Here is a 23,970-nt window from a genome sequence, read left to right as displayed (position 1 = left end):
GACTGCTGCGGTCCTATTGCGACCCAGGCAAGAGGGGATTGGTAGGACGCGGCTCGGCGTCAGGACATGCCTTACTGTGAGCGTAATCTTCGGCCTACTTGCGTGCGGCGCCACAGCCTACCGTGATGCCGCCTTAGCCGACAGCGATGACATTCGATTCCTTCTTGCCGAAGAGCTGCTCCAGAAGCCATGGCCCTTAAATAGCGACCTGAATAGCGATTTGACGCCGCTCGAAACTGGCAACTGGGTGGTGCTTTGTGTTCGGCAAGAGTGCGAACTTTGTCACGAACTGATTGACGAGCACTTTGCAGATCCGTCGACAACCAGGAGCAATGAACGCACAGCGATGTTCACCGCCGGCGCAGATTCTTGGCCATTTGCGATAGACCGCGTCGCGATTGACTATGAACCCGATGGTACGATCAATTGGCCTCACGGCGAGCCGTTCATTTCCAGCCCAGCTGCATTCATTTTGCGAGAAGGAAAAGTCGTTGAGGCCGCCGACGGCAAGAACGCAATCGAGCTCATCGCTAAACTATTTTGACCTTTAGCTTTCTTTCACATACACTGCCGAACCCTTAAAGAATAGCAATTCACAGGATCGCTACAACGGCAAGCCGGCAATCCTGCTCGGCCTTTGCAACACATGGAACGCGAAAAAACAACACTGTACATTCTTCGTAAATAGCGTCAACCTGTACGAGCAACTGCATGAACGCCCCCAATCACCCCAGCCTTAAAAACTTCTCCTGTGCGAGCATCACAATAGCGGCAATGTTGCTAGCAGGAGTTTTATTCCACTTAGTGTTTCCCAAACAAATTGCGAGACTTCTCGGCGCAGCTGTGTACGTAGAGGAAAAAAACCTCACGATCACTGGCCCGACTGGTTCAGGGACGGTGTCTATCCCGTTCCATGTGCATTCCTTAAGTTCGACCCCCGTTACAATTATTGGCGCAATCCCCCGATGTGGCTGCACCTTTTTGGATCCGTTGCCAACAACCATCGAACCAGGTGGGCGCCAAGAGCTGACCATCAATGTAGACTTTTCCAAACTTCCAGCGGGAGTGACGAGCGAGAGCATTCCACTCATACTCGACTCGCCGTCCATACAAGTCGATTTAAACCTTTCGATCAACGCAACTAACAGAAAGGAAATTCCTCTATAACATCCACACGATAGAACCATAGATACGCACAGCAAAACCGACAGCACCCTATCAACCGCTAGCCGTTCCCACCGCTGTGCCCGCATACCTTTTACTTTTCACTGGAGTTTCAACATGCACCAAAGACATATTAATGCACTTCTGCTTTCAGGCTCTTTTCTTCTTGCGAGCATGGGGGGTGCCGGCCTCGCGTCTATTTGCTTCGCAGTGGACTGCAGCTATTGCGACGTCACCTGCCACCAGCGAGCCCCAAGTTTTTGTTCCCTGGGATCGTGTGGAATTGGTTATGGATGTCAATACTGCGAGTGCGTCGAGAAATTCACTCCGAACGGCAATTACTGTGGCTGCGAGTACATGCCATAACGTGCCGAACCTAAATTCCCTGCACACGTTTTCATGACACGACCACTCTTCGGTGGACGTCACCGAAATTCACTCCTCGTCGCCACGTACCTTTCAAGCGTAAGAACCGCAATGTGCATGCCCTATCATAGATCTCGCACACCTGCTGCATGTCTCCTCCTGCCGGTGGTCGTCTGGGGGTTCGTGTGGTGCGGCACACCTGCTTTCGGCGAGGCCGTTCCGGAAGAGGTTACCGCCGCGTGGCGATCTTTGGGATCCTCTTTCCCGCCGTACTGCGTCCAGGTCACGTTTGAGGCAACAGGCATCAAAGGCGTTCGGCGCAGCGCTTCGTCGAAACAGGTTAGTCGCGTTTGCAAGCTTGATGACGCTATCGTGCAGGAATGGAAAGCTTCCGATTCGCGTGACGAATCTTTTACGCCCCTCCTAAAAGCGGTTGGCAAGAATGCGGATTACATGTTCGTCGTCTCGCGTCCGTCGAGTGCGGACGACTGGAGCCTGTCGCTAGTTCACTGGGGTGAGAAGCCGCCCCCATCGGTGCAGCGTGACCTGGCGACGGAGCCCGAAGCGTACGGACTGCGGATGCTGGGGCAGTCGATACCCGGAGCGATTCACTCCGGAGTCTTGGTCGTAACCGATCTCTCCGAGCATGAGGGGCCGGAGGGCCGAATCTTGAAACTCCAACTTTCGCGCACTCCGTCCGGACAAGCGAACGGCCTCCGAATCGAATCCGCCCAGCTCGAACTGGGAGAGCATGTCGGGTGGCAGATTCTGCACGGTGAGGCGGAACTGGAAATAGATGGCACGACGGGCCGATTCACAACGCACAACACGTATGCGACGCCGGCGACGATTGGGCGTCCTGTTGTCGTCCAAGCGACCGGCGCTGAGTCGTACGAACCGCCTCCGGGTTCGGTTGGAGGAAAATCGATCGCGAATGATCGGTTGGTACAGTTTGAGTGGCTGGGAGACCGACCCAGCAAAGAAGATTTTCGCCTGTCCGCCTTCGGCCTGCCTGAACCGGTGCAGCCACGATCACCACGTTCACTGTGGGTCGTCCTTCTTCTCGGTGCTACCGCGACGCTGGCTCTTCTCGCCTTCTTCCGTTACCGCTGGGTGGGGCGAGGCGATACGTCTCAACCGGATGCATCCTGAACCGAAGCGGAGATGCTACGCGTGAGTGCTCCAAATCGGAACGACGGTCGCCTCGCGATCATCGTCCCCGTCTTCAACGAACGGTCCAGCGTGGCGGCGTGCTTGCGGCGTGTGCACGCATTTGCCATGGCACACGGCGATGTTGGCGAGATCGTGATCGTTGACGATGCGTCTACCGACGGTACGGTCAGCATCGTCGAGCAAACGATCGCCGACTGGGAGCTCGACGCCAAACTGATTCGGCACTCGGCCAACCGTGGCAAGGGTGCTGCCATCCGCACCGGCTTAGATCATGTCACATCGCCGTTGGTCGTCGTGCAGGATGGGGACCTGGAATACGATCCGAATGACTTGGGCCTGCTGCTGCAGAGGATGCGTGATCGCCAAGGCATCGCCGTCTATGGTTCGCGGCGACTGGCCAGTGGGCCTTGGGATGACCGTTCATTCAACGCGTTTGCCTGGGGCGTCTCGTTCTTGAATACAATGGTTCGCATGCTCTACGGCACACGCATCACCGACGAAGCGACCTGTTACAAGATGTTTCGCACCGAGGACCTCCGGTCGATGCAGCTGACCTGCCAGCGATTTGAGTTCTGTCCCGAGGTGACTGCCAAGGCGATCCGCATGGGCCTGCGAATCGTCGAAGTGCCCATCTCCTACCGGCCACGCGGACGCGACGAAGGCAAGAAGATCCGGCTGCGCGACGGCTGGCAAGCGGCCGTGACGCTGTGGCGGCTACGTCACTGGGTTCCGAGCCCCGGCGAACGCGTCGACAGCCGCCAACGGACCACCGACCTCGAACCTCAGGAGGCGCGAGGCTCGTGAGCGTCGATCAGGACCCACCAGCGACCCCCGACCAAGCGGACTCCACCGCAGCCGTTTCGGATTCCGCTGCAGCGGATCCAGCGCGCCGCGGCGGATGGGGCGACCACGTGCTGTACGGCGGTGCGAGTTACTACTTCACCAGCTTGATCGTGGTGGTGGCCGTGATGTTCGGCAGCCAGTTCGTGATCACCTGCATGCGTCACCACGATGCCCACAAGATGGACCGTTCCAATCTAGTCGAGCGGTTTGCGCCCTGGGACGGCGTTTGGTACCACCAAATCGCCAGCGAGGGATACTCGTACGATCCGGAGCGGATGTCGAACGTGGCCTTCTATCCGCTGTATCCGATGAGCGGCCGCCTCTTTTCGGTCGTCACGGGCTTGCAAACCGACGTGTCACTGCTGGCGGTTTCCCACCTGTTTCTCCTTGGTGCATTCGTTGTCTTTTCAAAATACCTTTCCGAACGTCCGACGCAGGGGGTGCTGAAGCACTGGCGGATTTGCTTGATCGTCTTTGGGCTGTTCCCAACGACGTTCTATTTTCGCATGAGCTACTCCGAGTCGACGTTCCTGTGCTTTGTGTTGCTTGCGATGTACGGTATGCAGCGGCGGTGGCCGCTGTGGGTCGTGGCTATCCTCGTGGGCGCGACCACCGCGGCACGTCCCGTCGGGCTGGCCGCCGTGCTGCCGTTTTGGTGGACGCTGTGGCAGCAATCCTCTTCCCCGCGAAGCGCCGCGGTAAAGGCCTGTTTGCTGACGCCGGTTTGTGTGTGGGGCCTGGCCGCCTACATGCTGTACCAGCACATCGCCCTCGGCGACGCTCTGGCCTTCATCCAAACGCAGACGCACTGGCAAACGCGTACGCCACCGGCCAGCCTGCTGGGCAGACTGGCCGCCCTCGTCACGCTGGAACCGTTCTGGGCGGTGTACCAGCCGGATTGTGAGTGTTACTGGGCTACGGCGCCACCGGTTAACACGCCAGAATTCAACCTCCACTTCTTCAACCCGCTGATCGTAATGGCAACTTGGCTCCTGGTCGCTTTCGGGGCGGTACGAAGGTGGTTGACGCCGCAGGAAAGCTTGCTGTCGGTGGGTTTGCTGGGTATCCCTTACGTTACGCACGCCTATCACGCCTGCATGGCTTCGGAAGCACGCTACGCGGCGGCCGCGTTTCCTGTCTACATCCTGGTCGGAATGCTGGTGGACCGGTTGCCGCGAGAAGCTCAAGCGGTGCTGTTCGGCATGATGGCCGTGTTGATGGCCATCGGTGCCATGATGTTCACCGGATGGTACTGGTATTTTTGATTGGGGGCAGCCATGAGCCAGAACACGAAATATTTGCTGTCCGTCGTCGTGCCATGCTATAACGACATGCAGTGCCTGGACGAAGTGCTCGACCGGGTTCGCACCGCATGCGAGGGATGCGTCGACGATTTCCAGTTGATCTTGGTCGACGATGGCTCCGATGACGGCAGCTGGGAGAAAATCGAGTCGCTTGCCGCCCGAGAGCCACACATCACAGGCGTTTGTTTGACTCGCAACTTTGGCCAGGAACGAGCCTTGCTCGCAGGGCTTCGTCACTGCACGGGGGACCTAGTTTTGCTGCTGGACGCCGATCTGCAGGACCCACCGGAATTACTGCCGCAGATGCTGCGAGGAATCGAGCGAGGTGCGGATGTGGTGTACGGACAACGTCAATCGCGGCGCGGCGAATCCTCGCTGAAGAAACTGACCGCGTGGAGTTACTATGTCTTGTTCAATGCGATCGCGGAGATCGAGATCCCTCGCAATGTCGGTTACTTTCGATTGATGACGCGGCAGGTTGCCGACGCGATCGTCAACTTGCCCCAGCAGCCGTACTTCCTGCGCGGCGTGGGAGCCTGGGTGGGTTATCGGCAGGAACCGCTTCGCTACGTTCGCGACCCGCGCACCGTGGGAACCAGCGGCTGGCCGATGAAGCGAATGTTGCAGCTGGCCACGCAGGGCGTCGTTTCCTTTTCGACCCTGCCGCTACGTTTGCCGCTGTACCTGGCGATCGGTTGCGCGATCGCTTTATTGCTGGTTGCCAGCACTTCGCAGGTTCGCGAGGCACTGGTCTCTGACGGGGCGTCGATGATCGTCTTGCTGTCGCTGGCCACTGTGAACTTTCTGGTTCTGGGAATCTTTGGTTTGTACCTGGCTCGCATACACCAGAACAACAGCCGGATGCCGCCGTATCTGGTTCGAACCGTTGTCAACGCGCCGCGCAATCGGCACGTGAAACACAAGGGGTATGAAAATGCAGAGATCGAAACGGGGCTTCACGCTCATTGAGCTGCTGGTCGTGATCGGCATCATTGGCATTCTGATCGGGTTGCTCTTGCCGGCGGTGCAGGCCGCTCGGGAACTGGCTCGGAAGATGTCCTGTCAGAACAACCTCAAGCAGCTGACACTGGCGATGCATGCCTACCACGATTCGCTGGGCGCCTTTCCGTTGAACTCCACCTTCGGCGAAGAGCTTGGCCCGACCGTACGAACGCGCAGCTGGATGCAGGGCGTGCTGCCCTATATTGAGAAACAGCCGCTGCACCAGCAAATCGGCACGGGCTTGATCCTCCAGCCCAATCGTCCTCAAGCGGAAATTCCCGTGGAATCGTTTCGTTGCCCGTCGGATGTCTCGGCCGAAACGATGGACGAGCGGGCCGATGCGCCGACCTCGTGGAACCTGGCATTGACCAGCTATAAGAGCTGTGGCGGTAATAATTGGGACCATGGGCAATTTCGGCGCGCGTCCACGACCGGCCGGTTTGCCGGCAAGTTCGACGGAATGGCGTTCGGCAACGGATTGATTTGTGCGGGCCGCGGGCCGGTACTTTCGACGCGGATCCGCGACGTCCGAGACGGCCTGTCGAGCACGTTTGCGGTCGGCGAGACGTCGGCTTCGTGGACTCGCTGGAGTTGGTGGTTCCATTCCAACAGTGCGGCAGGCAACTGTGCGGTACCGCTGAACTATGCCAAGCAACTGAACAACCCACACCGCTGGGAGGACAACTGTGGCTTCATGAGCCATCATCCGGGCGGAGCGATTTTTTCAATGGCCGACGGCAGCGTACGGTTTCAATCCGAGACCATCGACTTGAACGTCTACCACGCCCACGCCTCCATCGACGGCGGCGAGACGTGATCGTGGTACGGCTTCAGTCGCGGCCGCGCCACTGGACCCGTTTTCCGCACAACTGCATCGCCAGCGCCCACCACTGCAGCGCGATAAATAGCGTCACGGCCACCGGATGCAGCGCCGCGCCCAGCCAGGACTGCTTGAACAGCCAGGCGTTGATCCAGCGGGGCAGCACGCCGGCCACCACCGCCACGAGCGTGCCAATCCACAGGGCCGAGGTGTCGACGTATGCCACAACCGGTGCCTTCCACGCCAAGGCGATCAACAAGCCCCACGGCAACACACCGCTGCCCAACAGCAACACGCTAAAGGGAACGATCCGGCCCGCGTTGGCGATCCCTTCATCAGCGTTCTTCAGCAGACCATGGACGACTTCTCTTGCCCCGCGATACATCCGGCAAGTGGCCAGAGAGGTTCCGTCGATCACATCGGTCGAGAGGCCAGCCTTGCGGTAAGCCGACGGCAGATGAATGCCATCGTGCCGCGAACTGCGGATCGCCCGGTGCGTTCCCATCGCCTGATAAGCCGTCCGCTCGGTCAGGAACAACTGGCCACACCCCGCCGCATAAGCCGGGCTTCGCGAGCGCCGCATCCGTGGCATCGGCAGGTATCCCAGCAACACCACGTGCATCATCGGGATTAATAATTTTTCCAGGATGGTTCCGGTCTGTTGCCGCGGAAAAGCACTCAGCAGCGCCACGTCCCGCCGCATCGCATAACGCAACATCGTGGAGAGCGCCTGCGGGTGCAGTCGCACGTCCGCGTCCAGAAACCCCAACCAGCGCTGCGAGGCATGCTCGCTCAATCGCCAACAGGCATGCTGCTTGCCGTTCCAGCCGGCGGGCAGGGCCGTACCGTGGAGCAGCCGAACGCGCGGGTCCTCGGCCGCGATCCCCTGGACCAGTTGGGCGGTTTCGTCCTGCGACTGGTCGTCCCAGACCACGACCTCGACGCGGACGTCACGACTGGCCAGCACCGAACGGACGCAGGCCGTGATGCCCTCGGCCTCGTCCCGGGCCGGGATCAGCACCGAGACGCCGGGCGGAGCGGTCCGGTCGCCCCGGGCAGCCGGCACCGCCTCGTCGTCGCCGTCACGGCAAGACAGCCGAAACAAGGGCAGATTCACAACGTACATTCCCAGCGGAAGGCACGCGAAAACCAAAGCGGCTAGGACCAGAGCGAACCAGAACACGGCTACGAAAACTTTTCCCCGTGTTGTCGCACGAACCGACGTCCACCGCACCAACTGCGCACCCGCCGAAAGAAATCATAAACACCTCCCGCTCCCGCACCGCCCTGCAGACAGACTTCAAAGGCCGCCGGGTCTCGGGCAATCACCCGCTCGGCCAAATGCTGCTGCGTGGTGTGTAATTGATGCATCAGTTGTTCGTTCCACTGGCCCGAAGACTTCTCTTGGCCGACTTGGATCTCCAGCGGCTCGCCAAACCGCATCAGGCATTCCGGCAACCGCTCTTCCCAGAACGAGTACTCGATCGCCATCGGCACGACCGTCCCGCGAACCAAGTGCGCACACAGATGCGCCAGCCCCGGCGCGAACGGCACGCTTCGGTCGCGCACGTCGCTGAACCGTCCGGTCGGCGTGATCCACAGCGACGTCCCGGGCGTCTCCAAAATGGTCCGACTGGTTTTCAGAAAGGATCGGATGCCGGCTTGGGTGTCGGCGCGAACGCCATAGAAACCCAATTTGCGAAACACCCGGTACTGCTCGAGAGCATCGGCATCGATCGGGGCATAGAACTGTCGGCCTTGCAGCACGCGGCGACACATGTAATGGGCCACCAACGGATCCCACCAACCCACGTGATTTGCATACACGATCAGGGGCTGTGACGGTGGCAGGTCCAAGGCGGAACGAGAATCGCGCGTGATCGCCATCGTGTGAAAGCTGTTTCGCAACATTCTGGGCAGGAAGCGGTGAAAACCGTCTTGCCAGAATCGCGACACCGCCGGCAGGTCTGCTTGCTCCGTATTCACGTCGAAGTCGTCACGCTGGGTAGTTTGCCTCTTTGCACATCCTGATCCAGGGAATCGGCCGCAATCCAGCCGCTCATCAACACCATGGGCATCCCCGGACCCGGGTGCGCCGCCCCGCCGGCCAAGTACAATCCCTGCACGTCCTTGCGGCGGTTACCGGGTTTAAAGGCGCCCAGGAACTTGCCGTGGCTGGCCAGTCCGTAGATGGCTCCGTCCAGCACCCGGTAACGATCGTGGATGTCTTGAGGCGTCAGAGCGGACTCGTACACGATCGCATCCCGCAGACCATCCAGCCCCGCCGTGCGTTCCAGTTTATTCAAAATGATGTCGCGATAGGCCGGAAACATCTCTTTCCATCGATGACCGGGCCGCAAGTAGGGCGTGTGAACCAGCACGTACAAAGCTTCGCCGCCGGGCGGTGCGACGCCGGGTTCGGTGATGGCCGGGGCACACACGTAGGCGGTGGGGTCGGCCGCCGGTTGGCCGTGGCGATAGATCGATTCGAACTCCTCTTCGGCATCGCGGCTGAACACAAAGTTATGATGCAGCAATTGCTCGTAGCGGCGGTTCAGCCCCAGGTACAGCACGACGCCGCTGCAGGCCGGTTCGAACTTATCGGCCGACGCGAACTTGCGCCCCCAGCGGTCGCCCAGCAATTCGCGATACGTCCGTACCGCGTCGCAGTTGCTGACCACCGCATCGCAGGCGATACGTTTGCCATCGGTCGTGACCACCGCGGCGACTCGCTTGCCGCGGGTCTCGATTTTTTCCACGTCGGTCTCGCAGCACATCGTCACGCCCAACTTTTCGCCCAGGCGTGTGAGGGCTTCCGGAACGGCCCGTGTGCCGCCCATCGGGTACCAAATGCCTTCGGAAGTCTGCATGTGGGCAATCCCGCACAGCACAGCCGGCGATTGGTCCGGCGCGGAACCGACATACTGCGTAAAGTGATCCACCATCTGGGCGACTCGGACGTCGGGAACGTGCCTGCGAACCACACTCGAGACACTGCGGCCCATCTGCAGGCTCAGCACGTCCTTCAGCACGGCGGCGGAAAACGTCCCGCCGACGTCCATCGTATCGCCCAGGCCGCCCACGCTCTTCCAGAAGAAAAAACGTTCCGAAACGTCGTGCAGGCCGCGAGAGATTTCCAGAAAGCGTTCGTAGCCGATGGCGGTTTCGGTGCCGCCGGTAAAGCGGTTCAAGTGTTCGCGCATCGCCGCCGGATCGGCCACCAGATCCAGTACCGCAGCGGGCTGCTGGGCCTGAGGCGATTCATCGAAGAAACAACGCCACTGCGGATCCAGCCGGACCAGGTCCAGGTATTGCTCGATCGGTTCACCGGCTTCGGCAAAGATGCGTTTCAGCACCGCCGGCAGGGTCAGGATCGTGGGCCCCATATCAAAGCGATACCCATCGGCCGACAGCACGGCCGCCTTGCCGCCCATCCACGCATTCTTTTCCAACACCGTCACCTGATGCCCGCGGGCAGCCAGCGTGCAGGCGCTGCTCAGGCCCGCCAGTCCGCCGCCGATCACCACTATCTTCATCGCATCCTCGCTAGGGTTGTTCTTGTTGGTCCGTCTCATTCGCACGGGTTCCCGCCGCACGGATACCACGGATTAATTGCCGCAAACCGCTCAGGCGGTTTTTCGCGCCGCGGCCGTGCTGCGTTCGCACCGCCCCCCGCAGCATCTCCAGCGTGCCGTCGTCGACCGGATCCGCATGCGGCGAGAAGCCACGGCGGTTCTCGATGATCACTTTGGCGGCGGTCATACTCACCAGGCCTTCGGCGCCGCGGGTAACGCCAAACCCACTTTGTCGCCGCCCACCAAACGGTGCTCGCGGGTCCGCCGTCGGTGCGACCAAGTCGTTGATCGTGACCGTACCGACGCACAGTTTATCGGCAATGTCTTGAGCTGCGGACCGGTCGCCAAAGACCGCCGCGGCCAGGCCGTAGGAACAATCGTTACAGCGGGCGATCATGTCCGCGGTATCGGAGAAACGCTGCACGGTCGTCACCGGCGCGAACAGGTCGGCCGAGGCGATGGGCCAATCCGCTCGGACACCTTCCAGCACCAGCGGGTACATCCGGCCGTCGGCGGCGAACCGCTGGCCGTCCCACCGTCCCAGCCGGTCGCGTGCGCCTCGCGCAAACGCGTCTTCGATCAACCCCGCGGCATCCCGCCGGGCCGCCGGATGCACCGTCACCGGCTCCGCGTCGGCCAGCGACCGATCCAGATGGTCTTGTAAAGCGTCGGCGATCGAGGTTTCCAAAAACAAGCGACGCGGTCCGATGCAGGTAGCACCGGAATTGATGGTCAGCCCGAACCGAATTAATTTCGCCGCACGTTCCAGGTTCGCCGACGGCAGGACGATCGCCGCATCACAGCCACTCAATTCCATGATCGCCGGCGTCAGGGTTTCGGCGGCGGCCCGCAGGACGGTTCGGCCGGTGGCCGCGCTGCCGGTCAGCACCACGAGATCCACGCCAGCCTCGAGCACGGTGCGGGCGGTTTCGACGTCGCTGGGCAAGACCCGCACGGCCGCTTCGGGCACTCCGGCCGCAATTAATTTCTCCACAAACCATTGGCAAACCGCCTCGCTGCCCGGCGCCGGCTTCCACAGCACGGCATTGCCCGCAGCCAACGCCTGCGCGGTTTGAACTCCGCCCAGAAACAGCGGATAATTCCAGGCGCCCAGGACCAAGACCACGCCCAACGCATCGCGCTGGACGCGGCCGCGCGAGCCCCACAACCACAGCGGGCGGCCGGCAACACCCAAACGCCGGGCGGCGAGCACGCGAGCCCCTCGCCGCTGCAGGAACTTCAGCGCGTCGCACAGGGGCAGGCACTCGGCCGCCATCGTATCGACGTCGGAAACGCGCTGCGGCGTTCGAGCCAGGCGAATCAACCGTTCGCTGTCGGCTGCCACGGCGTGCCGCGCGGCGCCCACCGTCCGCATCCGCTCCGCCAGCGGCCGGCTCTTCCAAACCTCCACCGCGGTCTGCCGCATCTCGGCAACGCGTCGGCTTACCTCCGCAGGATCGCTAGGCCAGTCCGGCATCGCTGACCGCCTCCGCCCGAAGCAACCGGGCAGGCACCGGCGGGGGAAAGAAATAGGCCGCTGCCGCCACGCCGGCCAACCCCAACACACCGGCGCCGAGCATAAACAACGAGGCGAACATCGCGGGCAAGGCAAACGCGCCAGCGCTCTCCTGCGGATTGAGGACCACGACCGTGACCGCCAACACGTTGTTGACCAAGTGCGCAATCATCGCCGGATACAACGAACCGCTGCGGAACGACAACCACCCCATCCACAACCCGATCGGGAACACGGCCACGATGTGTACCGGATCCATGTGGAAGATCGCAAACACCGCCGAGGCGATCACGATCCCCGTGATCGGTGGCAGGCGCCGCGTCAACCGATTTTGCAGGTAGCCGCGAAACAACAGCTCCTCGCAAATCGCCGGCATGCCGCCGATCAACAGGGCCAGCGGTATCAGGAAGCCGTCACTGCCCATCGTCCGGAGCAGTTCGCTGGTCTGCTTCAGCGCCGTGCTCTCTTCCAAAAACAAACTGACGAAGACCCCCGAAGCCATACCTACCAAGGGCGTCGCTGCCGCGGCGGCAAACCATGCCCACATCGGCCAGCGTCCGGCGACCAAGCCCATCCGCGGCGCAAAGCGATCCGGCGACAACAGGGCCGCAATGACCGCCGGCATGACCAACGCGATCTGCGGCAGGATCACGGTAATACTGAATGCCAGCCGTGACTGCTTGATCATCTCCGCAGCCTGCAGGGCCGCCTCGCGTGTGGTGGCCACCTGGCCGGTCACCAACAACTGGGCAATGAACAGCGAAATCCCACTGACGATCAGGAAACTGACCGCCGAAGCCAGGACCACGACGAGCAACGGCCACAGCCGGGGCCGTGGAACGAGTTGGGCTTGCGGCTCCGTTGCCGGCGGCGAAACGGGCTGCGGGTGCGGATGCGGATGCGAATGCGAATGCGGTTCCGATTGTGGAACCGAAGTCACCGCGTCGTCCTTCGGGGCAGCCTCCGCGTCGGGAGAAGCCTCGTATCGCTTGTCGCTGGGGTACTCGTCGCCCATCACGGAACTCTAGCCTTCCAGACCCAAGGTCTGCTCTAGCCCAAACATACAATTCATATTCTGTACGGCGGCCCCGCTGGCGCCTTTGACGACGTTGTCCAGCACGGCCACCAACACCACGCGTTTTCCGGCATCGAAGGCGGCCAAGTGCACGCGGTTGCTGGCCGTGACGTGTTTGGTGGCCGGTGGGTCATCGACCACGTGGACGAACGGAGCGTCCCGATAGGCCTCGTCCCACAACGACTTGATGCCGTCGGCGTCCCGGTTTTTAGCTTCGACATAGATGGTCGACAGGATCCCGCGGTCCATCGGCGCCAGATGCGGTGTGAACAGGACGTCCAGTTCGGTGCCGGCATAGCGGTCCAGCACGTCCACGACTTCCGGTTGATGTCGGTGTTTGCCCACGGCGTACGCACTCAACGACTCGTTGGCCTCGCAGTACAGATTCGCCAGTTTTGGCGTCCGGCCAGCCCCGCTGACGCCACTCTTGGCATCGACGATCACATCGGAGCCGATCGCCCCGGCTTTGACCAGCGGCGCCAGCGGCAGGATCGCAGAGGTCGGGTAGCAGCCGGGATTGGCGACCAGGTCGGCGCCGGCGATTTCGGCCGCGAACAACTCGGGCAGCCCATAGGCAACCTTGCCCAGCAGTTCGGGCCAGGGATGCTCTGTCGCGTACCAGTGTTCGTACAGCGATTGGCTGCGCAGGCGAAAGTCGGCACTCAGATCCACCACGCGAACGTTATGCTCGCGCAGCGACCGCACGGTTTCGGCCGAAGCGGCGTGCGGCAGACAGCAAAACACGACATCGCACTCGGCGGCCAACCGCTCCGGTTCGGCCAGCGATAACGACACCTCGACTTGCCCGGTCAAGGCCGGATGGACCGCCTCGATCCCCTTGCCCACGTCCTGACGACTGGTCACCGCGGTCACGCGAGCCTGCGGATGACGGTTGATCAAGCGGATGGCTTCGAATGCGGTGTACCCGGTGGCTCCTACCACTCCAACACGAATCATGGTTCTTTATTCAATCTGAGAGATGTCGGGGACGTTTTTTTCAAGCGCAGCATGCCCCGTGGTTTGTTCTGCCACAGTCTTTAGGATAGCCGTAGCCTTAGGATAGCCGTAGGGCAAGCAGTACGGGAGCACGGTCCTGCGCGAGGCATGGCCGGGGGGTCTCACAAGCGGGCCCGGGGACACCACAGTGCATTGTACCGCCGAGGGTCCTTTGTTCCACACGAGTCGAAAGAAGTGAGAAAACCGCTGATGGGTCTATTCGGCAAAAGAAACGCCCGCAAAGGGGCAGGAAAAGCTTCCGGGGCGGCTCGGCCCATGGTGCCCTGTCCGCACTGCGGGGCGGCGGTCGCGATCGATGCGGAAGTCTGCCGGGCCTGCGGCTACGACTGGGACCAGTACGTCGACCATCCCGACAGCGACGCCGAAGACGATTTCGACTACGACGAATTCATTGCGTCAGAGTTCTCGGATTCTCCGGTCAGTACCACCTTGCGGCCCTGGCAGCGAGCCGTGGTGATCGCATTGGTCGTCGCCTTCGCCGCCACGCTGCTGTGGCCGGTGTTGTTTTAGCGAGGTGCAGAGCTGTCCCGAATCGCGATCGAGTCGGATGGTGTCCTTGACCAGCAAACGGGCGTCCCGACCGCATTCGAGTACGAGCCCGCGGTCGATCCGTTCGCTGAGCATCGTTGGTTGCTCAGCCTCATTTGCACCGGTATTCTAAGATTTTCCGAGTTGATCTGTTTGCTTGTTCTGTGCCCGTGCCACGTGATTTTGCCCGTGCCACGTGATTTTGAACGTGCCACGTGATTTTGCCCGTGCCACGTGATTTTGAACGTTCGGCGACAAAACCCAAACCTGACGATTAGCATACATCGGAGGCTCGTCGATGCCTGCAACACAATTTGATCGCGATGCAATGGCTCGTTGGTACGCGAGTGAACATCTTAAGACAGATCCTGGAATCGTGGCCGTTTACTACTTGCCAACAAACTCCGGTGATCGTGTGATTCGATTCGTCGAGGTCAACAAGCTTATCGGTGATCGAAACGACGACGCTCTAGAACCAATTGACTTCGGTGTTGATACGGGGATGGAAACTGCGCATAAACTGTACGTGCTAGATGTCACTCCCGAACAATGGGGCAGAATCGAAACGCAACAACTCGGCCTCCCCGGCAACTGGTCGCTTGAGAACGCCGTTCATTACGGAAATGAATAGTTACCAAGAGGTCTGGTGGCAACAGGCTAAATCCGATCACCACGCGTTCGTTCTGCTCCGCGGCCAGGGCATCGCGCAATGCCATTCGTTGCACTACCTACAAATGGTCACGGAAAAAATCGCAAAGGCCTACTTTTGGCGATCCGGATCACCGCCGCCCCGAAGTCATGCGGGATTCGTCCAATCCCTCAGGTTTTTGGGGCAAATTCCCCTAGGCGATCGAGAACGCATCGCAAACCTGTTTACCTTCACACGGTTCCCGGACTTTCAAAACAGGATTAGGTCTGTACTTCCGATCGCGTACGACCTGGAACGCCTTGCACCGGCGTTTGCCAATAATGGTCCTAATCCAGAATACCCTTGGCCCCACGTGCAGCCTCAATTCGCACCGGTGAATCACAATTTTGCCATTTGGGCATCATTAGCGTCGGGCAAAGGGCGTGACTTGATGAGAATAATTCGAATCGCCGTTAACCGGTTTCCCGAATACGCCGATACCTGAATCTCGCAAAACCAGGCGGCGAACGGGAACCAAAGATGATGCGTGGGAAAGCGAGGCGCTACTTCGGCTGGGCGAGGTAGCGGGCGAGGGTGGTCAGGTTTTCGCTGAAGCGTTCGCTTGATAGGTACTCCGCACCGACGGGCATCTTGGCTTGCCCGACCAGCCGCTCGCCTTCGTAGCGGCTGACCCAGCGGCCGGTGGCGTCCAGCTCGGACACGATTCTACGGACGGCCTCTTCGGTCACTTTCGGCGAAGGCTCGGAGCTGCCGCTTTTGGCCGTCTGGTACTGCCCGTACAGCTCGCGAAGCCGCGATTCCCATTTCCAGCCGTAGTGCTTGGGCAGATTCGAATCGTCGTAGGTCAACGAGTACGCGTCTCCGCTGCGCTGCATGTACAAGGGTTTGTTGGTCCGCAGTTCGTAGTACCTTGCCAGCCGCCCGTCGGGCAGTCGCGAGCGATGCAGGTAGCGAATCGCCGCGGGAATCGGTTCCAGGTACCGCGGGTCGCCGGTGCTGCGGGCGATCCGGATCAGGGTCGCGATCACCTCTTGCGATTCGTCGCTGCAGATCCCCGGCGGCTCGAACTTCCGCGCCCAGATCGGTTGCATCGCGTAGTTGTACTGCTGGGCCCAGGCCGGCTGCGGCTCGGGCATCTGGGCCAGGATCAGAAAATCCCCCAGCCGTTTCAGCGAATCCAGGTAGCGGACATCGTCGTAGATGGCGTGGGCATCGATCAACACGTCGGCCACGTACCCGGCGACGTTGTCGTTCAGGGTGTACATGTCCCAGTACTCTTTGATCCGGCCCTCGGTCCGCCAGTCGTACTCGGGATAGTTCGCGGCGATGATCGGCGGGTCACGAACCGGTTCGCCATCCCAGACCTGCGGAAAGCCGCCGTTGGGAAACTGGGCGTCCAGAAGCGCGTCCAGGGCAACCGTTACCGCTTCGTGGATGCCTTCGTGCTGGAACCCCATCATTTGATCGGCATGCATCAGAAACCGAATGGCGGACTGGGTTTGCCCGTCATCGAGCGACGAGATATTGCGTCCCCGGCCGCGACCGTGCCGATACAGCGAGACGCGCTGGCCTTGCGGATTGAAATCGATACAGTTCGTCCAGCCGCCGCTGCGGACCTGGCCGTAAATCAAGGCTTCGGCAGCCTTCAATGCCGCCTGCTGGTACAGCTCATCCCCGGTGGCTCGGTAGGCTTCCACGTAAGCCATGCCGACGGTGGGCGTGCCCGGCGGCTGGACCCAAATCTGATCGGTGGTCGCCTTGCCTTCGCCCCAACGCTTGTCCAGATCCAGCGAATAGAAATAGACGTATCCGCCGTGGGATGCGACCGCTTGCGAGTAATACGTCGCGGCGCGATGCATCGTTTCGGTGGCCGCGTCAACCAGCGCCGCGTCGGCCGGTTGCGTCTGAGCCCAGGATTTTGAACCGGCCGGCAGGACCGCACCGATGACAAGAATCAGTACCGCCCCGGAAACAACACGTTGCATGACAGCCGCCAACCAAATCGAGAAGCGAAAAAGTCGATTATAGCTCGATGCTTTCGAGAGACATTCCAGTCTCCACTGCCCCGCAGGCGGCCCAAAGATGGCTCAGCCGTCGACCAGCATCGTTTGCCGCAAGAAGTTCAGTCCGGCTTTGGCGATCCGATCGGGGATGATGTCCGGGTGCCCGCCCAGCTGTACTTCTTGCCGTCGGACCATCTGATCGGCGCGGCGCCACAGCGTAAAGGTCACCGGAAAAGCCGGCAGCGGCGCGTCACTGTCGGGGATCTGTGGATACCGGTCGACCATCAATCCCCAGTCCGCCCCGCTGCACCCGGTCCACTGCGGCAAGCGATCCGCCGCGACGTCTTCCGCAGCGGCAGCGGCAGCGAGCGCGGGAAGCGAATCCAGCTCCGGTGCAAACATTCCCCCGCGATAGACCCGCTGGGAAACGTCCGTCGCGGCCATCCAGCCGCTGATCGGGCAGGCCGCTCCCAATTCCAACGTCCACAAGGTCTGCCCCCGCCGCGCTAGACATTCCGCCACGGCATGCTGCAACTCGGTCGACTCGCCTTCGCCGAAAATGGTTTCCGGCACGGCGGCGTAGATCTCACGCCGCGTCGCCTCGATCAACTCCAAGGCTTCCGCTTCGCTGGCCGCTTCGGCGGTGATCCGCAGGCTGATCGTCGCCCGGCTGACGGTGATGCCCACCGACGGTTGGCGGTTGCGAGCGATCATCTCGCCCAGTCGCGATTCCATCTCGCTTTCGCCCAAGCCGAAACATTTGACGACGTGCTGGCGAATCGTCCGCCGGCCCGCGCCCAGCCGTTCGAGCAATTGCGGCCGCACCGTGGCGAGAAACATCTGCCGCATCTCGGCCGGGACCCCGGGCAGGGCAAACACCCGCGCCGCCGCCCCTTCGCCCGCCGCGACCTCCACCTCGATCCCCGGAGCGGTGCCCTGGGGATTAGGAATTACCGCAGCACCGGCGGGAAACATCGCCTGGATGCGATTTCGCGGCGGCAGCGGTCGCGAGCGTGCCGCAAAGAGGGCTTCGATCGTGTCCATCACCTCGCGGCGAAACTCCAGCGCCCCGCCGGTGACTTCGGCCAACACGTCGCGAGTCAGGTCGTCGCGAGTGGGTCCCAAGCCGCCGGTCGCGACGATCACATCGGCGCGACCGGCCGCGGCGCGAATCGCCGCGGCGCCCACGGCCAAGTCGTCGGGGACCGTGGTCTGGGCCACGGTCCGAATCCCCAGCGAGGCCAGCTGGCGGCTGAGCCAAGCGGAGTTGGTATCGACCCGCGCCCCGGTGGTCATCTCGTCACCGATGGCAATCACTTCGGCCGTCAACATGGCGCGTCTCTGTCTAGAATCCGGCTAAAGCGCCGCCTTGAGTTCGCGGAGCAACTTGACGGCGGCGCCGATCTCGGCGATCTGACGCTCCGGTTCCTGTGGGATCTCGCGTTCGATCGTCAGCGGACCGGTGTAGCCGATTTCGTCCAGCGTTTTCAGGTAAGCCTTGATGTCGACGTCGCCCTCGCCCAGTGGTACTTCCTGGCCCCAGGTCTTGCCCGGTTGGTCGCTCCAGGTTCCGTCCTTGCAGTGCACGCTGCGGACGTGCGGCCCGAGCTGGCGAAGGGCCGGGATGGGTTCGCCCGTGCCGTACAGGATCATGTTGGCCGGGTCGAAGTTGACGTGCAGGTTGTCACGCTCGACCGCGCCCAAGAACTGCAGCAACCCCTCGGCCGTTTCCTGTCCGGTTTCCAGGTGCAGCGCCTGGCCCAGGTTCTTGCAGTGATCGCACAGCTGGCGGGTGACTTCGACGATGCCCGACATCCGTGGGTCGTCCAGTTCGTGGGGTACAAACCCCAGGTGCAGGGCGACGACCGGGCAATCCAGCAGGGAAGCGAAATCGGCGATCTGCTTCATCTCCTCCAGCCGCTGCTGCCGCGTGTCCTCGGGGACCAGTCCGATCGTGCGTTCGACCGTGGGAATATCGGCGTAGGACTCGCCCTCGAAACCGCCGAAGACGGCCGTCAGGGTCACGTTCATTTCCTCCAGCTGCTTGCGGAGGCGGTCGGCCGTCTCGCGATTCCGCGACTGGGGCGCCGGAGCGTGTAACTGGATCGTGGGCACCTGCAACTGGCGGATGACGTCCCACTGCACTCCCAATCCCGCGTCCACACTGGCAAACACGCCGATGGGCCATTTCTCTTCGCTTGACATTCGTTCTCCGAATCGTTCTGAAACCTAGGAAGCAAGTTAATTGCACACAGACCTTACATCAGCACCGAGACCAAGTCATCAGCGGGGATAGCGGCGCACCAGACGCTGCGTCTCGCTGATCAAACCCGGCCACTGTTCCGGCAACGGGTCCGGAGCGATGGCAGTGAAATAATCCTCGTCGATGCCCAGCATCGCCTTGCGCTGCTGGGCCTGCCCGGGATCGGCATCCAGAAAGCAATCGGCGATCTCGTAATCGCGATCCCAAAGGATGTTGTCGGCCAACCACTCCACCAGGTTCTCCCAACGATCCACCTCGGGGTCGTCGACGTGACCGGGCACGATGCCGGCGGCGATCTCTTCGGTGGCGTCGGTGCGCCGTTGGGATTGACGGAAGCTCTGCAGCGCCAACTGCCGCCAGAAACATTTTTTTTCCGGCGACCACGACCAACCGGCTCGCACCGGTCCGGCCGCCACATCCCGGGCGTCGAGATCCGCTCCGAGCTCGCGCAGCACTTGCACGCGGATCTCGGCGAACAGGACTCCGATCGTGGCTTCGTGGACCGCATTCAGAGGCAATGTCTCGGCCGTCTCGGTCAACAGATACCGGGCCACCCGGTGCAGCAGAGCGATGCGTTGATGGACCTGCAGATCGTCGAAGACGCTGATCCCGAACGGTCCGCACCGCCCGCCCGTCTCATCAACCCCGCCCGTCTCGCCCCCCGCATCTGGGCCGTCCCACGCATCTGGGCCGTCCCACGCATCTGGGCCGCCCAACGCATCTGGGCTGCGGGGATCGGGTTGCCCGTCTCGGCCGCCGGGCGGCGACAGTTGGCGGCCCAGATCCACCAGGACCGTGCGGATCGCGGCGGCCAACAATTCGGCTTCGGGGCCGTGCAGGGTTCGGTTACCGGTACGGGTGCGCCACATGAGACTTCTGCGTAATCTGACGATCGATGACTGATGTCTATGGAGCCGTCATGATAGTCCTCTGGGCGGTCGCCGAAAGCGTCCGGGGGGACGCGAGCGGGGCGAAAACCGAGATTCGTTTATTTACGAAATTTTTCGGTTTGTTTGTTGGCCCCCCCGGGCAATTGTGTAAACTTCCTGCGTGCGGCAGATTTCAGGCCGCGAGTTTCTAGTGCTGGGAAGGGTAGTTCGACCGATTCGCTGACACTGTCGCTACCGTGGGCATCCCCCCAGCCATAGCAAGACTGTCTTCAGAGATCCGGTTGTTCTGCGCTGAACCGGCAGCGCCGTTGTCGATCGCTGGCGAGTTGTTCATCGAACGCTGGCAATTCGAGAGCGGCGTGATCACGTTTGCATGGGTCCTGAGTGGCCCGAGGACAGTTAGATGAGTAAGCGAATTTACGTTGGAAACCTCTCCTTCAAGACCACCGCGGACGAGCTGCGGGATGTGTTTGGAGAACACGGCGAAGTGGTCAGTGCTTCGGTGGTTTCCGACCGCGAAACGGGCCGCAGTCGTGGCTTTGCTTTCGTCGAGATGACCGATGGCGCCGATTCGGCGATCGACGCCCTGAACGGACAGGAGTTCGGTGGCCGAACCCTGACCGTCAACGAAGCTCGCCCGCGAGAAGAGCGTGGCGGTCGCGGTCGTGGCGGCTATGGCGGCGGCGGCGGTGGCGGCTATGGCGGCGGCGGTGGCGGTGGATACCGCAACTAAGCCCGATTTCTGAAAACGCGTTTGTTGAACAAGGCCTTAGCTGACTGAAAACGCGTTTGCTGATTGAATCACCGATGCGCAGCGTCCACCGGTTGTGGTGCGACGCTGTTTTTATTTCCCCCCAGAACTCGCTCCCCACCTTCCGACGCCCTTGCTCACCTTGACCGAATCCGCTTCGCCGTCCGTAGAAAGTTTCTTCGAATTCGACCTGATCGAGCCCATTCAGCGGGCCCTCCACGCCGAAGGCTACTACCGTCCGACTCCCATCCAGGCGGCCGCCATCGGGCCCCTGCTCCAAGGCCGTGACCTGCTGGGCTGCGCCCAAACGGGCACCGGAAAAACCGCCGCCTTCGCCATCCCCATCCTGCAGAAACTCGATGCCCTCGACAGGCGTCCCCGCCGCAAAGCGCCGCCGGTGCTGGTCCTGGCGCCGACGCGCGAGCTGGCCACCCAGATCGCCGACAGCTTTGATACCTATGGCCGTCACCTGAAATTCCGTATGACCACGGTGTTCGGCGGTGTCAGCCAAGGCCGCCAAGTCCAAGCCCTCCAGCGCGGCGTGGATATCTGCGTGGCCACGCCCGGCCGCCTGCTGGACCTGTTCGGCCAAGGGGCTCTGTGCTTCGATGACGTCCATACTTTCATCCTGGACGAAGCCGACCGGATGCTGGACATGGGCTTCCTGCCCGATCTGCGCCGCATCATGCGCGAGTTGCCCGAGCAACGTCATTCGCTGTTCTTTTCGGCGACGATGGCGCCGCCGGTCAAAAAACTGGCTGCCGGCCTGCTGACCGATCACGTGGAAGTGATCGTCACGCCGCCCGCCTCGACGGTCGATCGCATCGAACAATGCGTGATGATGGTGCCGCATACCGACAAGCTGAAACTGCTTCAGCACGTCATGCAAACCGAAGCCACGGGTCAAGTTCTGGTATTTACCAATACCAAGCGCGGCGCGGATCGGCTGAAGAAACACCTCTGCAAAGACGGACTTCGCTGCGAAGCGATCCACGGCGGCAAGACGCAGGCGGGTCGCAACCGCGTCCTGCAGGCTTTCAAGAAAGGCAAGCTGGACGTTTTGATCGCGACCGATTTGGCGGCTCGCGGCCTGGACATCGACGGCCTCAGCCACGTCGTCAATTTCGACATCCCCCACGATCCGGACAGCTACGTGCATCGTATCGGACGCACCGGCCGAGCCGGCGCCGACGGGATGGCGATCACCTTCTGCACCGTCAACGATTGGGATTCCCTGAAGGCCGTCGAGAAACAGATCGGCAAGCGGATTCGGATCGAATCGAATCAACCGCACCACGATCGCTTTAACGAAGCCGACGCTCGCCGCGCCAAGCTGGCCGCCGGACCGAGTCGCCGAGGCCGAGGTGGCAGCGGGGGGGGCGGGGGAACACGGCGCGGCAACTCCGCCGGCCAGGGTGGCCGAGGTGGCCAGGGTGGTGGCTGGAAAACCAAGTTCCCGGCGAACAAAAAGAAACGCCGCAGCGGATCCACCGACCCGCTGGACTCGCGTTCGCGATCCTCGCGCGATGGTGGCGGCGGCAACGCCGCCGGCAGCCGCAAGCCCCACAAGTCGCGGCGCCGCGGCAAACCCGGCTCAAAGTAGCTCGGCTGTCCCCAGCCGAGAAATTCCCAAACCGCGGACGCTCGATCCATTGGGGCGAGAGGCGTTTACTGCGATGGAACGGCCGAGCGGGTCTCTTTGCCGAGCAGGAACAGGCGCTCGCCCGTCCGCACCAGGACGCCGTGCGCCGTCAGAGCCACCCCGTACAGGGTCTCCCCGGCGAAGCGGCCCGCGGCCTCGTTGCCGTCTTCCGCTGCTTGATCACCGGATTTCCGAAGATCGTTGACCGCCAGCACCTGTTTTTTCGGACCCGCGGCCAGCACGGTCGTTTCTCCGTTCTTGCCGAACACGTAGACGCGGTCTTCCACGGCCAGCGGCGTCGCCCAGTTGCTCTGCAGCCGCACGGTGTACTGTGGCTTGCCCGTCTTGGCATCCAGGCAAAACAGGACGCCGGCACGGTTGGTGTAGTAGGCCAGTCCGCGATGGGCGATGGGCGAACCGAACGAGCTGGAAGCTTTTTCGTTTCGCCACAGTACCTCGGCGCGATAACCATCGCCATCAGGCTCTACCGCGACGGCCATGTTCGATCGTCGGGCTCCTTCGCTGTTTTCACCATTGCGTCCGGCCGAGGCGCCCACCAGGAAACGTCCCTCGCCGAAGGGCACCGGCGAAGCGACCGTATTGCCGCCGACGTCGCCCAGGGTCCATAGCTGGCGACCGTCCCGGGGATCGTAACCATCGACGCTGCCGGCCGAGCTGACCACGATCTGCGGCTCGCCCGCCACGTTCAAGATCATCGGCGAGGACCAGGACACGCGGCTGGTTCGATCGGTCTTCCACAGCGTTTCGCCCGTGGATTTTTCCAACGCCAACAGGTAGGAAGGCCCTTCGTTGTCGGCCAGGACAAACACGCGGTCGTCCGTTTGGGCCAGCGACGCACCGAGGCCGAATCGTCCTTCGTAGCGACCGTAATCGGCCAACAAATCACGTTGCCAGCGAACCTCGCCCTCAGGGTCCACGGCCACCAGATTGCCGCTTTCGAAAAACGCATACACCCCGTCCGCATCGGCGACCGGCGTCGGCGCGGCCCGGCTGGTGTAGGTATCGTTCTTGACCGGCAAACTGCTGGCCGAAGAATGCTGCCAAAGCGGCTCGCCGCCGGCCAGCTCCAGACAGATCACCAGATTGGTTTCTTTGTTCGGCCCCTCGACCGCCGTCAGGTAGACCTGGCCATCGACCACGACCGGGCTGGACTGCCCGTGGCCCGGAAGCGGCGTCTGCCAGCGGATGTTCTGCTCCGGCGACCACTCCAGCGGCACCGGACCGGTCGCGGTTTGCCGCTGCGTCCCGCCCAAAAACGCCGGCCAGTCGTCCTCGGCCAACAGCGGAGATCCGAACACACAGACGAAAGCAAGCACAGCGAAAACACGCATAGTAAACAGCTCATTCAGCAGAAAACGAACGCGGCAG

The 23,970-nt window shown here is 61.9% G+C and carries 22 protein-coding genes; 11 read left to right on the top strand and 11 right to left on the bottom strand.

Annotation, left to right across the window (positions count from 1 at the left end):
• The first annotated feature begins 76 nt into the window (after positions 1–76).
• From GE027_RS08800 to GE027_RS08770, 7 genes are all read left to right on the top strand, one after another.
• Positions 77–544, top strand: coding sequence for a hypothetical protein (locus tag GE027_RS08800; RefSeq protein ID WP_153556811.1), 468 nt, complete (start codon positions 77–79; stop codon positions 542–544).
• 167 nt (positions 545–711) lie between these two features.
• Positions 712–1,167 (top strand): DUF1573 domain-containing protein, encoded by a 456-nt coding sequence (locus GE027_RS08795; protein WP_153556810.1) that lies wholly within the window; start codon positions 712–714, stop codon positions 1,165–1,167.
• Positions 1,168–1,647: 480 nt separating this feature from the next.
• Complete coding sequence (locus tag GE027_RS08790; RefSeq protein ID WP_153556809.1) at positions 1,648–2,682, top strand: hypothetical protein; 1,035 nt, start codon at positions 1,648–1,650, stop codon at positions 2,680–2,682.
• Between the two features lie 21 nt (positions 2,683–2,703).
• Positions 2,704–3,507, top strand: a complete 804-nt coding sequence (locus GE027_RS08785) for a glycosyltransferase family 2 protein (protein WP_162006641.1) — start codon at positions 2,704–2,706, stop codon at positions 3,505–3,507.
• Entirely contained in the window at positions 3,504–4,811 is a 1,308-nt protein-coding gene (locus tag GE027_RS08780; protein WP_153556807.1) for a hypothetical protein, read from the top strand. The genes GE027_RS08785 and GE027_RS08780 overlap by 4 nt, the downstream gene beginning before the upstream one ends.
• A 12-nt stretch (positions 4,812–4,823) precedes the next feature.
• Entirely contained in the window at positions 4,824–5,819 is a 996-nt protein-coding gene (locus tag GE027_RS08775) for a glycosyltransferase family 2 protein (RefSeq protein WP_153556806.1), read from the top strand.
• Complete coding sequence (locus tag GE027_RS08770) at positions 5,779–6,669, top strand: DUF1559 domain-containing protein (RefSeq protein ID WP_153556805.1); 891 nt, start codon at positions 5,779–5,781, stop codon at positions 6,667–6,669. The genes GE027_RS08775 and GE027_RS08770 overlap by 41 nt, the downstream gene beginning before the upstream one ends.
• 13 nt (positions 6,670–6,682) lie before the next feature.
• On the opposite strand, the gene GE027_RS08765 is transcribed toward GE027_RS08770, so the two are convergent.
• From GE027_RS08765 to argC, 6 genes are all read right to left on the bottom strand, one after another.
• Positions 6,683–7,798, bottom strand: a complete 1,116-nt coding sequence (locus tag GE027_RS08765) for a glycosyltransferase family A protein (protein WP_153556804.1) — start codon at positions 7,796–7,798, stop codon at positions 6,683–6,685.
• Positions 7,799–7,857: 59 nt separating this feature from the next.
• Entirely contained in the window at positions 7,858–8,658 is an 801-nt protein-coding gene (locus tag GE027_RS08760; RefSeq protein WP_237607405.1) for a lysophospholipid acyltransferase family protein, read from the bottom strand.
• On the bottom strand, positions 8,655–10,247 hold the full coding sequence (locus tag GE027_RS08755) for a phytoene desaturase family protein (RefSeq protein ID WP_202617368.1): 1,593 nt from the start codon (positions 10,245–10,247) through the stop codon (positions 8,655–8,657). The genes GE027_RS08760 and GE027_RS08755 overlap by 4 nt, the downstream gene beginning before the upstream one ends.
• Positions 10,219–11,724, bottom strand: coding sequence for an aldehyde dehydrogenase family protein (locus GE027_RS08750; protein WP_153556803.1), 1,506 nt, complete (start codon positions 11,722–11,724; stop codon positions 10,219–10,221). The genes GE027_RS08755 and GE027_RS08750 overlap by 29 nt, the downstream gene beginning before the upstream one ends.
• Positions 11,708–12,703 carry a type II CAAX endopeptidase family protein gene (locus GE027_RS08745; protein WP_162006639.1) on the bottom strand — a complete coding sequence of 332 codons (996 nt, stop codon included), beginning with the start codon at positions 12,701–12,703 and terminating at the stop codon, positions 11,708–11,710. The genes GE027_RS08750 and GE027_RS08745 overlap by 17 nt, the downstream gene beginning before the upstream one ends.
• Positions 12,704–12,787: 84 nt before the next feature.
• A complete protein-coding gene (gene argC / locus GE027_RS08740) occupies positions 12,788–13,795 on the bottom strand; it encodes an N-acetyl-gamma-glutamyl-phosphate reductase (protein WP_153556801.1) in 1,008 nt (335 codons plus the stop codon).
• 315 nt (positions 13,796–14,110) lie between these two features.
• Between argC and GE027_RS22830 the strand changes: the two genes are divergently transcribed.
• Both GE027_RS22830 and GE027_RS08730 read left to right on the top strand, forming a co-directional pair.
• Positions 14,111–14,365 carry a zinc ribbon domain-containing protein gene (locus GE027_RS22830; protein WP_162006638.1) on the top strand — a complete coding sequence of 85 codons (255 nt, stop codon included), beginning with the start codon at positions 14,111–14,113 and terminating at the stop codon, positions 14,363–14,365.
• 316 nt (positions 14,366–14,681) lie between these two features.
• Complete coding sequence (locus GE027_RS08730; protein WP_153556799.1) at positions 14,682–15,014, top strand: hypothetical protein; 333 nt, start codon at positions 14,682–14,684, stop codon at positions 15,012–15,014.
• Positions 15,015–15,574: 560 nt separating this feature from the next.
• Here GE027_RS08730 and GE027_RS08725 read toward each other — a convergent pair.
• The 4 genes from GE027_RS08725 to GE027_RS08710 all read right to left on the bottom strand — a co-directional run bounded on the left by GE027_RS08725 (position 15,575) and on the right by GE027_RS08710 (position 20,167).
• On the bottom strand, positions 15,575–17,017 hold the full coding sequence (locus GE027_RS08725; RefSeq protein WP_202617367.1) for a pectate lyase: 1,443 nt from the start codon (positions 17,015–17,017) through the stop codon (positions 15,575–15,577).
• Positions 17,018–17,119: 102 nt separating this feature from the next.
• Complete coding sequence (locus GE027_RS08720; RefSeq protein ID WP_153556798.1) at positions 17,120–18,367, bottom strand: competence/damage-inducible protein A; 1,248 nt, start codon at positions 18,365–18,367, stop codon at positions 17,120–17,122.
• 24 nt (positions 18,368–18,391) lie between these two features.
• Entirely contained in the window at positions 18,392–19,240 is an 849-nt protein-coding gene (locus GE027_RS08715) for a sugar phosphate isomerase/epimerase family protein (RefSeq protein ID WP_153556797.1), read from the bottom strand.
• 78 nt (positions 19,241–19,318) lie between these two features.
• Entirely contained in the window at positions 19,319–20,167 is an 849-nt protein-coding gene (locus GE027_RS08710) for a hypothetical protein (protein WP_153556796.1), read from the bottom strand.
• 424 nt (positions 20,168–20,591) lie between these two features.
• Between GE027_RS08710 and GE027_RS08705 the strand changes: the two genes are divergently transcribed.
• A complete protein-coding gene (locus tag GE027_RS08705; protein WP_153556795.1) occupies positions 20,592–20,921 on the top strand; it encodes an RNA recognition motif domain-containing protein in 330 nt (109 codons plus the stop codon).
• Positions 20,922–21,072: 151 nt separating this feature from the next.
• Positions 21,073–22,542, top strand: a complete 1,470-nt coding sequence (locus GE027_RS08700; RefSeq protein WP_202617366.1) for a DEAD/DEAH box helicase — start codon at positions 21,073–21,075, stop codon at positions 22,540–22,542.
• A 65-nt stretch (positions 22,543–22,607) separates the two neighbouring features.
• Here GE027_RS08700 and GE027_RS08695 read toward each other — a convergent pair whose 3' ends face one another.
• On the bottom strand, positions 22,608–23,933 hold the full coding sequence (locus tag GE027_RS08695; RefSeq protein WP_153556794.1) for an outer membrane protein assembly factor BamB family protein: 1,326 nt from the start codon (positions 23,931–23,933) through the stop codon (positions 22,608–22,610).
• Positions 23,934–23,970: the final 37 nt, after the last annotated feature.

The organism is Roseimaritima sediminicola (assembly GCF_009618275.1).
GTDB classification, from domain to species: Bacteria; Planctomycetota; Planctomycetia; order Pirellulales; family Pirellulaceae; genus Roseimaritima; species Roseimaritima sediminicola.
This window is presented reverse-complemented; position numbering and strand designations above follow the sequence as displayed.